Raw genomic sequence first — 12,081 nt, 5'->3', positions numbered from 1 at the left:
ATCGGATGGCATTTTATTTTTTTGCTGCGTCGGGTTCGTGTAGTCCCGGCTTCTTCTTTTTTTGCTAAAAATTTCAAACGATAAGGTTCATGATAACGAATACCTTCTTTAACAAAATCCCCACCAACTATAAATAATCCGATAGGTTTCAACGGATCTGTTTGGCGAATGGTTCCAATCGTTTCCAGATCACGATAATTTTTTCCAATTTGCAATTGATAGACCTCTGTATCAATCTGTTTAACGTAATAATAGGGATATAACGTGTTTTCATCAATCAAGAACCCTTCTTCTTTCGTCAGATCGCGCGTAGAAATTTCTTGTCCATCAATTAACGACTGAATGTTTTCAACTAATATCAACTGATAATCTTCATTAAAATCAACAGCCACTTCTTTTGCCTGTTCAAAAACTTTTTCCCCTTTTTTTGGCTTTTCATTTTGAATATTGAACGCATCATCCGGTAAATATTTAATGAAAAACTGCGTAATATCTCCTTTTAAATTTTTATCTAAGAAGTAATAGAAGAAATTCAAAACAAAGAAATAGACCAATCCAATAAAAACCAAGCTGTAGATGACTAGCTGCAGATAATTTTGGTTAAGCCAAAGTCCATAAACGATTCGTAAAATATACACAGTTGGTATTATGCTCAATAATGTATATGCTCGATTCGAATATTTAGGACTGATATCCAAAAAGCCCAAAAATTTATTTAATCCATTAATAATGTCTAATAGTAAGGTCATTGATTATCACCTGTTTCTGATCCAGCTGGTTCATTAGCTGGTTGCTGCTGTTGTGTCGGTGTCGTTTGCGATTCTTCAGTTGATGATGACGGAGCAACGGAATCGTCAGCGATTGAAGATTGCGTCTCTTGATTCTGATTATTTTCGATCGTACTCTGTTGAACGTTGCTATTTCCATCAAGTACTTCACTTGATGCCTGTTCGTTGGTTGTCCCTGTCTCATTAGTAAGGCTATTTGAATTACGAGAAGAATCGGTAGTACCTGTGGTAGTTGATTCTGTCGTCGGAGTAGTTGCTTTTACCTGACGATAACTGGAATTATTTAAAATTCCTGATGTTGTAGCGATCAAAATTGACAGGGTTAGAAGCGCAATTGGCTTCAAAATTGGTGGAACTTTGCGCATCTGATCCTTCCTTTCTCTTAATGATTTTCTTTAATAACTAGTTTTATCATTGGAAGGTTAGCTTTTGTTTAGGATTCTGTGAAGATTTTATGTAGATTTCTGAAAAGTTTCGCAAGTTATTTGGATTTTGCGAAAAAAAACAAAAGAGTCAGCAATCAAAATAGATTGCTGACTCGTAAGTGCGTTTATTTTACTTCTTTATGCAAAGTAACTTTGCGTTCGCGTGGGCAATATTTCATTTTTTCCAAACGATCAGGGTTGTTACGTTTGTTTTTATTTGTTAGGTAGTTACGTTCTTTACAAGAAGTACATTCTAAAGTGATATTTACGCGCATGATTTTCCCTCCCCTGCAAAAACAAGTTTTCCAAGATATTTCTCAGACTTTGATATCATATCATGTTTTTATTTCTTTGACTAGTCTTTTTGCTAATTTCGTTAAGTAATTCTACTTGACGTTTTTAAAGATGCGCTTCAATATCCTTCGCAATATCTTCCGGCTTCGTTTGTGATGCATAGCGCTTTATCACGTTTCCCTCACGATCAACTAGAAATTTTGTAAAATTCCATTTGATTGCTTTGTTAAGTAAACCACCTTGCGCACTCTTTAAGTAACTATATAATGGATTCTCATTTTCTCCGTTTACATCAATCTTAGCGAACGTTTGAAATGTCGTATGATATTTCAACTGACAAAATTCTGCTACTTCTTCATTAGTACCAGGCGCTTGATTTCCAAATTGATTGCAAGGAAAATCTAGGATTTCAAATCCGTTCTCTTTGTATTGGTCATACAAATTTTGCAAGCCCTCATATTGCGGGGTAAATCCACAACCAGTTGCAGTGTTGACAATCAAAAGAACCTTTCCTTGATAATCAGATAAAGATTTTTCGTTACCATCAGTTTGTTTCACTTTAAAATCGTATACTGACATATTTAACACTCCTTAAATGTTTAAATATTTTTTACCTATATATTCCCACTAGAACATCCTACAGGAATAAGCTCTTATAAAAGTCTTATAACCTAAGCTACTTAAAGAGAAAAGCTAAGGAGCTTGTGCTCCTTAGCTTTATTGTACGCCATATGTGTCTGCAAATGCATCAATTATGTCTTTGGCAATCGCTTTGTTAGTATCATCATGCTCCTCATCCAAGTTCGGCAACATTACGCTAATAGCTATTTGCGGATTATCATACGGTGCATACGCCACAATATTACTATTGATAGTGTTCACCGCTTGACCATTAACTGATACAACTGTTTCAGCCGTACCGGTTTTAGCAGCTGGATCTAGCTTTGCTGAAGCTAGATCCTTAGCCGTAGTATAGCCATCTGTTCCATGAACTGCTTGATAAAACCCTTGTTTAATGATTCCCATTTGTTCAGCGGTAATATCGACTTGATCCAATTTTTTCCCGGTAATCTCTTGCAGCATTTTTCCTAATCCACCGCTGTCATTGTTTCCATATATTCCTTTAACAACATGTGGAGCAATTCTAGTTCCGCCGTTTGCTACTGTCGAAGCATACTGAGCCAACTGCATTGGTGTATAGGTATCATACTGACCAAATGACAGATCGAGTAAATTACCGCCACCAGGTCCATTTTCCGTCCCAAATTGTTCATTAACTAGCCCTGGAGATTCATTCGGCAAATCAATTTGCGTCTTCACACCCATACCATATGCGGCAAACGCATTACGTAACTTGTCATACATCTCTTTAGAAGATGCACTTTCTGGTAAGGACATGTTTTGTTGATATTGAACCCCTAACATCCGCAAGACAATCTGCATCATATATGCATTAGAAGACCATTCTAAGGCTTTGACTGTGTTCAGTGCTATTTGATTTCCTAGTGTCTTGTTATAGATTGATCCTTTTAAAGCAGTCCCAGCCAGTTTGATTGGCTGATCGATCAAAACATCGTTCCCCGTTATCGCTCCAGTTTGATAGCCTGCCGTGACCGTTCCAGCTTTAACAACTGACCCCGGCTCAAAAGCACTAGTGATCGTTCCTAGGGTGTTTTCTTCTATTTCCTTACTACTCGTATCATGGGTGAAACCAGTCATAGCTAAAACTTCACCTGTATTGGGATTCATTGCCACTGCATAAGCACCTGGTGAGTACTTAGCAACTCCGCTATCTACTAACCCTTGGTAATGCTTCTTCAAAATATCTTCAACTTTTTTCTGGAACTCTGAGTTAATGGTCAGTACGACGTTCGACCCTTTTTCTCCTTTTTTAACTTCCTCTTGTTTCTCGATGTTTCCATTTTGATTCAACGTGACTTTGTATTCACCTTTTTTACCTTGAAGCTGTTCTTCATATTGTTTCTCTAAATAGCTCTTACCAACTCGGTCATTACTTGCGTAACCTTTTTTCAGTAAAGCGTCTGCTTCCTCAGCCGGCAAGCCTTCTTTTTCAGTTGTGATCGTTCCTAAGATACTTTTCAATGAACCCTCTAGGTCACTATTATAAGAACGATCCCAGTCGATTCCGGTCGATACGCCCGGTAAGTCTGAAGCCCGTTCCGCAACAATTGCCAACTCTTCGTCAGTCACACCCTCGTTTTTCACAAAGACTGTACTGAGAGATGACGCAGCGTTCATTCGTTTAAAGATCGTTGCAACCTTCATTTGTTCGTCACTGAGTTGAATTTCGCTGTCTTTTACTTTATCGACTAATTTTTGATATTCATTTGTAGTATCAAGATTTTTTTCTTTAAAGGATAGTCTATCTTCGGCCTCCTTTAAATGGTCTTCATCAGCTAACCAATAATCCTTTTTATCACGAGTACTCAAATCCTCATCCGCAGGCACATCAATCAATTTATTAAGTTCGTTGGCTAACTTTAGAATACCTGAAGCCTTGACGTTATTACCGCGAGTGAAAGTAATCGCACGATTCGAGGTATTTTTTACCAATACTGTGCCATTAGCTTCATAGATCTCTCCACGAGGCGCATTTTCTTTTACAGTGATCGTTGTCGAAGCCTTCATTTCAGCTTTCATCTTATCGCCTTCAACAATCTGCAAATAGCCTAATCGTGTAACTAAAACTACAAACAAGCCAAAAATCACAAAAAATAGAAAATTTAATCTAAAAGGTATATGGCTCTTATTTTGATTACGGCCACTTTCGTCCGCAAGCTTTAATTTTTCAAAAAATTTTTTAAATGGATTCGTTAATTTCATTCATCTGTTCCTTCCACTTTGACAGTTACTTGTCTTATTGTAGCCGAAAAAGTGTTTTTTCAAAAGGATTATTCATAGTACCTTTAATATAGTTTAAGAACTTTTATTTCTTTTACGGTTAAAACGCCTTAGTGTTTCACAACGACTTAATGGAATTTCAAACCAAACGAAAAATTTGCGTAAAATATGGATTCTTATCTAGTGAGAAATTCATTTTTCGTGAAACATTCTTTTTTATAATTCCCTGTGGAAAACTTTGGTTTTTTAAAAAGCGGATATTACGCATTTTCTTTAAAAAGTTTTCCACAAATGAATGCTTTAACTCATGTTTCTTGTTCCCATCTTTTCAAAGCATGTTAAAACAAATGGTTTCGACTTAGAAAGAGGCTGTCCTTATGCATCTGATTTCCTTAATTACGCCAAAAGCAGAAACAAAAAGCCGATGAGCGAACTCATCGGCTTTTTGTTTAATTACGACTTAGGTTTTCAATGTCATCTTTGATTGCATCAACAAATATATTCAAATCTTGCGCTTCTTGTTCTTCACTACCATAGCGACGAACATTTACTGAAGCACTTTCGACTTCCTTATCTCCAATAACTAATAGGTAAGGAATTTTTTGTGTTTGCGCCTGACGAATCTTGTATCCAAGTTTTTCATTACGATCATCAACTTCGACACGAACACCTTCACGAACCAAGCGATCTTTCACTTCATACGCATAATCACCATGATGTTCTGGCGATACAGGTAAAATTGCAACTTGTTCTGGAGCCAGCCAAGTTGGGAAAGCACCTTTGTATTGTTCAATCAAGTAGGCCGTAAAGCGTTCCATTGTTGAAACGACACTACGGTGAACAACAACTGGACGATGTTCTTTCCCGTCTTCACCAACATAAGTTAGATCAAAACGCTCTGGCAATAAGAAGTCAAATTGAATAGTAGATAACGTTTCTTCTGTTCCAATAGCAGTTAAAACTTGGACATCTAGTTTAGGTCCGTAGAAAGCAGCTTCTCCATCCGCTTCAAAGTAATCAAAGCCTGATTCATCCATTACTTCTTTTAATAACCCTTGAGAAGTTTCCCACATCTCATCGTCATCAAAATACTTTTCAGTATTTTCAGGATCGCGGTAGCTTAGACGGAAACGATAATCTTCGAAACCAAAATCTTTATAAACTTCTAAAATCAAATCTAACGTGCGACGAAATTCCTCTTTGATTTGATCTGGTCGAACAAAGATATGTGCATCGTTCATTGTCATTTCACGAACACGCTGCAATCCTGACAATGCACCAGATTTTTCATAACGATGATCCATCCCCAATTCAGCTAAACGAATTGGCAATTCGCGATACGAATGAATATGATTTTTATAAATCATCATGTGGTGCGGACAGTTCATCGGACGCAATACCAATGATTCTTCTCCATCACCCATATCCATGATTGGGAACATATCTTCCTTATAGTGATCCCAGTGACCAGAAGTTTTGTATAAGCCAGTGTCAGCTAGAACTGGTGTATACACATGTTCATAGCCCATTGAAATTTCTTTATCAACAATGTAACGTTCAATGATACGTCGAATTGTTGCGCCTTTTGGTAACCAGAATGGCAATCCTGATCCCACTTCTTGCGATACCATGAATAAGTCTAGTTCCTTACCCAATTTACGATGATCGCGTTCTTTTGCTTCTTCACGCATTTTTAAAAAATGATCCAAGTCTGCTTGATTGAAGAACGCAGTACCATATACCCGCTGCATCATTTTATTATCAGAATTTCCGCGCCAGTAAGCACCCGCAACAGATAATAATTTGACGATTTTGATTTTTCCTGTTGATGGTACGTGCGGGCCGCGACATAAGTCAGTAAACTCGCCTTGTGTATAGGCAGTAATGACTTCATCCTCTGGAAGATCAGTGATTAATTCTACTTTATAAGGATCGTAGCTAAAGAAATCCAATGCCTCTTGACGATTCATAACTTTACGTTCGATTGGCAAGTTTTCCTTAACGATCTTTTTCATTTCTTTTTCGATTGCTGGGAAATCCTCTTCACTGATTTGGTTTTCGCCATTGTCTGTATCATAATAAAAGCCGGATTCGATTGCTGGACCTACACCAAAATGCATGTTTGGAAATAAGCGGCGGATTGCTTGCGCCATTAAGTGCGCGCTTGAATGACGAACAAGTGGCAAAGCTTCTTCATCCTTATCAGTCACGATTTTTAATTCCGCATCTTCTTCGATTGCACGATTTAAATCTTCTAGATCGCCGTTTACTACGACAGCTAGTGCTTTTTTGGCCAATGAACTAGAAATACTTTTTGCGATCTCTAAGCCAGTAATACCATTATCAAATTCTTTTGTTGATCCATCTGGAAATGAAATTTTTACCATCCTGTAGTTCCCCCTTATTAGTTTTGATTGATAAAAAAAAGCCCTAGCACCGAAATCGGTACTAGGACGAATAAACGTGGTTCCACCTAATCTTTGAGCAGAATTTCTGCCCCTCACAAGCGATAACGGCGCTGTCCGCCTCTGCATTTTCGCAGAAGTCTCAGAAAGTGGTCATCCCTTGCGCTTGTCTGGAAAAGTTTCAGCCGTGCTTTCCCTCTCTGTTAAACAGCTTTCAAGTTCAGGTGTCTTTCTTCATCAATCAATTACAAAATCATTATAAACACTTATTGATTTGAAATGCAAGTATATTATAAATTATTATTTCCATTTGCCGCCTTGAGCATACTTTCCTTTTTGCATTTCGTTGATAATGACATGGATGTTTTCCTTAGGTGCCCCAGCTGTTCTTGATACTGCTTCAGTTACCTCCTCCACCATTTTAGTCAATTGTTCTTCCGTTCTTCCTTCCACTAACTCAATGTGTACGAATGGCATAATGAATCGCTCCTTTGATTTTTAGTTTTATCGTTTCATATTTTATCATAGTTGGGAAGAAAATGAGGATTGGAACTGTTTTTTCATTTTTGAATACAAGATGGTTTCCTTTGACGAGGAATAATACTGCTAGTCAGTGAATAGAAGCATTAGCAATCATCATGCTCCGATCATACTCGTTTGCCTCAATATCGTGTCCCGATATCAATCCTTACATTAAGTATAAGTAGTTCCCATTCGATAACTCTTTTCCAAGTCAAATCGTTATTGATAGCCCTTTCTTCGTGGTAAAGTATAGGAACAAGAATGGAGGAAGTAGCATGGATATTTATTTACATTTCAAAAACCAAGCAGCAGAAGCCATCGCCTTTTATGAAAAAGTATTTAAAACCGAACCGGCACAAATCATGACTTTTGGAGATATGCCCCATGACGACGAACATCCTGTGGATGAAACTATTAAAGGATTAGTGATGAATTCTAACTTGAAGATCAACGAAACAAATGTCATGATTTCTGATAGTCCTGAAGGTATGGCCCCACCAATAATCGTCGGAAATAATGTCGCTTTAGTTTTTAATGCTGCAACTGCAAATGAAGCCTCAGAAATTTTTCAACTATTAGCAGACGGCGGAACTGTTTTATTGCCTCTTGAAAAAACATTTTGGGCAGAATTGTATGGCATGGTTAAAGACCGATATGGTGTCATTTGGCATATCAACCTTAATTAGCGAAAGGATGGAATCTCATGGAACAGCAATTTGGCTGCTGTCTTTGGTTTGACAATCGCTTGACTGAAGCGGCCGACTTTTATTTAGAGACATTTGAAGATAGTAAAAAGTTGAATGAGACACATTTTATTACCGATGAGCACGGAAAAATTGGAGATCTATTGACGATTAATTTGGAATTAGCCGGGTGTGAGTTTCTTTTACTTAATGGCGGCACTGATTTTAAACCTACGCCTGCAGTTTCTTACGTGGTTAATTGTGAAAATGAAGAGCAATTGACTAACGTTTGGAATCGTTTAAATCAGAACGGGGAAACCTTGATGCCCTTAACCACCTATCCAGAGCTCGGAAAATTCGGTTGGACAAATGATCGCTATGGTTTTTCATGGCAAGTTCGCTTAGGCGATAGCTTACAAACAATTATTCCTTGTATCATGTTTGCTAACGACAATTATGGTCTAGCTCAAGCAGCGATTGATGATTGGACTGCTGTCTTTGGCGGAAAACAGACTTTTGTGATTAAGGGGAAAGAAGAACGTTTGCGCGCCTCTGGTTTTCAACTACGAGGACATGATCTGCTAATTATGGACAGCCCTGAGAAACACGACTTTAATTTTTCTATGGGGAATTCTTTTTACTTTTATTTTAAAGATCAAGCAGACATCGATCATGCTTGGGCTGCAATTACTAGTGATGGAAAAGAATGGCCCTGCGGCTGGATGGAAGATCGCTATGGTGTTTACTGGCAAACGGTCAATAAAGATCTACTTGAATGGACGAATGATCCTGATACAGAAAAAGCTCGTCGCGCAACTCAAGAGATGTATAAAATGAAAAAAATAAACCTTGCACAGATTCAACGAGCGCATGATGGATTAATCTAATTTCAATATAGAAAGAGATAGAAATCTTATCTCTTTTTTTGTTGGAATCAGCCTTTTGCTTCTCCTCACCCTTATATGCTATACTATTATGCTGTTATGAACAGTTGACGGAAAAACAAAGGAGGATGCTCAATGAATCCAAGAGAGTACGAACAAGAGCACGTCCAGCAGACAAGCGCTTTGATCCAACAAGAAATTGCTTTTTTAGACAGCCAAAAGAAAGAAACCAAATCAAAATTTGATACCGACATGCTAGAAAATGCCGGTCAAAGAGTACAAGGTGGTTCCTTCGAAGCCTTGGCTGAAACAATGGCGGATACACGACAACACGAAGCAGAGTTGTTAGTACGCTATCAAACATTCGCTTCTCAAGAAAAGCGACAAAGAGTTTTAAAATTGATGGGAGATAATCCTTACTTTGCCAGAATTGATTTTAAAGAAGACCAAGAAGCCGAAACGCTTTATTTAGGAATCGCTTCTTTGCGAGATACTGAAGAAGAAACGGTTGTAATTGACTGGCGCGCACCGATTGCTAATCTCTACTATGAAGGAACTTTGGGACAGACACAGTATGAAGCCCACGATGCAATCATCCCTATCGAATTATTACTGAAACGTCAGTTTAAGATTCGTGAAGGTCAGATATTATCAATGGTCGATACCTCCGAAGCCATCAATGATGATTTTTTATTAGAAATTTTGGATGAGGCCTCCTCTAACCATATGAAAAACATAGTCGCGACGATTCAGCGTTCACAAAATGAGATCATTCGCGACACGAGAAGTAAAGTTTTGGTAGTAGAGGGAATTGCGGGCAGCGGGAAAACTTCCGCGTTGCTTCAGCGGGTTGCTTACTTGCTCTATCATAATCGCAAATGGTTAGACAATGAACAGGTCCTTTTATTCTCACCTAACCATATTTTTTCAGATTATATTTCTACAGTCTTACCTTCGCTTGGTGAAAGCGGCATACCTACTGAGACATTCAAAACATTTTTGAGTGCTTTATTGCCTGCGTATCAGATTCATACAGAAGAAAGTCATGAAGAAGTCTTCCTTTCTGGACAGGATGATCGCGTATTACGAGCAAAAAGTAGTTTTGCAATCGTTCAGGAACTCTATAAATATGTTGATCGAATCGCAGACTTAGGTCCCTTGTTCCGTGATCTTAAATTGAAACAAGATGTTCTGATCTCTAAAAAACAAATTCGTAACTGGTATCAAGAAGCCAATCCTGAGTTACCGATGTATCAGCGAATGCAGTTGCTGCAAACGAAACTCTTGAAAAAATTAGGTGGATTGGAAAAAGATGAAATGAAAAAGGATTGGGCAAAAAAAGCCGCAGACGAATTGGTCGATGCCGTATTTGTCAATAATCCTGATATGGAAGATTCTGAAAAAGCCGAACGTCGTTTACGTCGACAAATGGCTCAAAAAGTCGTGCGTAAAAAATTACGGCCTATTCGAAGACAAATAACTCGTTTTGGATTCATAAACTACGCCAAACAATATTTACACTTTTTACAAAGTGTACCGAATCGTTTGTTGACTCAGTACCAACTAACGGAAGAACATTGGAAAACGATGCTTGATGAGCTGCGACATGATTTCAGGCAGAAGGATATCAGTTTAGAAGATGGTACCTTGATGTTTCTTTTAATGAAATCCATCCATCCAGTAGATGTGAAACAAAAAGCACGATTTATTTTTATCGACGAAATGCAAGATTTCTCTCCCACACAAGTAGCTTTGTTACGTCATTTATATCCTAAGGCGACATACACCCTATGCGGCGATTTGAATCAAAAGGTCTTCGGTAATGAAAGTATGGTTCATTCCTTAGAAGAAATTTTTCCAGATCAATCATTGACTCATTTTGAATTGACGACCAGCTATCGTTCAACTGAAGAAATCACTAACTTCGCCAATCAGTTCCTAACCCAAGAAAACCGCGTCGAGTTAACCGCTCGTGTTGGTGATCTGCCAAAGGTTTATTATGCAAATGAGACACATCAGATGATTGCTGGATTGATTCAACAAATTGAAGAAACTACAGAGTTAGCAAAATATTGGCGAACAGCCATTATTGCGAAAACTGTGGAAGAATGTCAGGAACTCTATGATCAATTGACGCCTGAACAAAAAGACCAAGTACAATTACTAACCGATGAAGAAGACTTTATGAAAAAAAGTTTGATCATCATTCCTACGTATTTAGCCAAAGGATTAGAATTTGATCGTGTCTTTGCTTGGAATGTCTCGCCTGAAAATTATCATACTGAACAAGATAAATTAATTCTTTATACAGTTTGCACCCGTGCTATGCATGAACTAAATCTCTTAATTATTGGCAAAAGGAGTCCATTATTGGAGATGCTGCCGGAAAGTCTTTATGTTCAAAAATCAGTAAAATAGGTTTGATAAAAATCTCACCGATAAACCGAAAATAGCCGCCCAAATCCAAGCAGATTTAGGCGGCTATTATTATACGTATTAATCGTCTAGTTCAACATTGTGGTAAATTTGTTGTACATCTTCCAACTCATCTAACACGTCAATCATTTTTTCAAATTTTTCTAAATCGTCCCCTGTTAAAGTCACTTCGCTTTGAGGAATCATTTGCATTTCAGCAACTGAAAATTCAGTAATACCCTTTTCTTTTAAAGCTTCTTGAATCGCATTAAAGTCTTCAGGTTCTCCATATACAATGATTTGTCCCTCTTCGTCCACAACATCGCGAACATCAATCTCTTTATCCATCAAATACTCTAAGATTTCGTCCGCGTCTTCTCCGGTGAAACCAAATAGCGCCGTATTGTCAAACATATAAGCAACCGCACCGGAAACACCCATGTTCCCTCCGTTTTTACCAAAAGCAGCCCGAACATCTGAAGCCGTTCGGTTAACGTTGTTTGTCAAAGCATCGACGATTACCATCGAACCATTTGGACCAAATCCTTCGTAACGTAGTTCTTGGAAAGTCTCATCACCAGAGCCCTTGGCCTTTTCGATTGCTCGATCAATAATATGCTTTGGAACATTGTACGTTTTAGCACGTTCAATAACGAAACGTAATTTTTGATTAGCATGTGGATCAGGGTCACCTGATTTTGCCGCCGCATAAATCTCGATTCCAAATTTAGCGTAAATTTTACTGTTGTTTGCATCTTTCGCAGTCTTCTTGGCTACGATATTCGCCCATTTACGTCCCATGT

10 protein-coding genes and 1 pseudogene are annotated in these 12,081 nt (G+C 38.1%); 3 read left to right on the top strand and 8 right to left on the bottom strand.

What is annotated here, in order from left to right; translation table 11 throughout:
* Window positions 1-47 precede the first annotated feature (47 nt).
* From IGI38_RS03035 to IGI38_RS03005, 7 genes and pseudogenes are all read right to left on the bottom strand, one after another.
* A pseudogene (locus IGI38_RS03035) lies at window positions 48-749 on the bottom strand (DUF6681 family protein); the annotation flags it as partial.
* The gene (locus IGI38_RS03030) at window positions 746-1,153 is read right to left on the bottom strand and encodes a hypothetical protein (RefSeq protein WP_438726509.1); all 408 of its coding nucleotides are present in this window, start codon (window positions 1,151-1,153) and stop codon (window positions 746-748) included. The gene IGI38_RS03030 and the pseudogene IGI38_RS03035, both read right to left, overlap by 4 nt.
* 185 nt (window positions 1,154-1,338) lie before the next feature.
* A complete protein-coding gene (rpmG, locus tag IGI38_RS03025; protein WP_010740369.1) occupies window positions 1,339-1,488 on the bottom strand; it encodes a 50S ribosomal protein L33 in 150 nt (49 codons plus the stop codon).
* Between the two features lie 124 nt (window positions 1,489-1,612).
* A complete protein-coding gene (locus IGI38_RS03020; RefSeq protein ID WP_438726506.1) occupies window positions 1,613-2,086 on the bottom strand; it encodes a glutathione peroxidase in 474 nt (157 codons plus the stop codon).
* A gap of 138 nt (window positions 2,087-2,224) precedes the next feature.
* A complete protein-coding gene (locus tag IGI38_RS03015) occupies window positions 2,225-4,351 on the bottom strand; it encodes a penicillin-binding transpeptidase domain-containing protein (RefSeq protein ID WP_438726503.1) in 2,127 nt (708 codons plus the stop codon).
* Between the two features lie 467 nt (window positions 4,352-4,818).
* Window positions 4,819-6,756, bottom strand: a complete 1,938-nt coding sequence (gene thrS, locus IGI38_RS03010; RefSeq protein ID WP_438726501.1) for a threonine--tRNA ligase — start codon at window positions 6,754-6,756, stop codon at window positions 4,819-4,821.
* Between the two features lie 318 nt (window positions 6,757-7,074).
* Window positions 7,075-7,251 (bottom strand): 2-hydroxymuconate tautomerase, encoded by a 177-nt coding sequence (locus IGI38_RS03005; protein WP_010746030.1) that lies wholly within the window; start codon window positions 7,249-7,251, stop codon window positions 7,075-7,077.
* Between the two features lie 320 nt (window positions 7,252-7,571).
* Between IGI38_RS03005 and IGI38_RS03000 the strand changes: the two genes are divergently transcribed.
* From IGI38_RS03000 to helD, 3 genes are all read left to right on the top strand, one after another.
* Window positions 7,572-7,982 carry a VOC family protein gene (locus IGI38_RS03000; RefSeq protein WP_438726498.1) on the top strand — a complete coding sequence of 137 codons (411 nt, stop codon included), beginning with the start codon at window positions 7,572-7,574 and terminating at the stop codon, window positions 7,980-7,982.
* 17 nt (window positions 7,983-7,999) lie between these two features.
* Window positions 8,000-8,866, top strand: coding sequence for a VOC family protein (locus tag IGI38_RS02995; protein WP_438726495.1), 867 nt, complete (start codon window positions 8,000-8,002; stop codon window positions 8,864-8,866).
* Between the two features lie 132 nt (window positions 8,867-8,998).
* Window positions 8,999-11,281 carry an RNA polymerase recycling motor HelD gene (gene helD, locus IGI38_RS02990; protein ID WP_438726492.1) on the top strand — a complete coding sequence of 761 codons (2,283 nt, stop codon included), beginning with the start codon at window positions 8,999-9,001 and terminating at the stop codon, window positions 11,279-11,281.
* Window positions 11,282-11,359: 78 nt separating this feature from the next.
* Here helD and IGI38_RS02985 read toward each other — a convergent pair whose 3' ends face one another.
* Window positions 11,360-12,079 (bottom strand): YebC/PmpR family DNA-binding transcriptional regulator, encoded by a 720-nt coding sequence (locus IGI38_RS02985; protein ID WP_438726490.1) that lies wholly within the window; start codon window positions 12,077-12,079, stop codon window positions 11,360-11,362.
* Window positions 12,080-12,081: the final 2 nt, after the last annotated feature.

The organism is Enterococcus sp. AZ128, from assembly GCF_051714485.1.
Classification (GTDB): domain Bacteria; phylum Bacillota; class Bacilli; order Lactobacillales; family Enterococcaceae; genus Enterococcus_A.
Note: the sequence above shows the minus strand (reverse complement) of the source record. Positions and strands in the feature narration are given on the sequence as shown.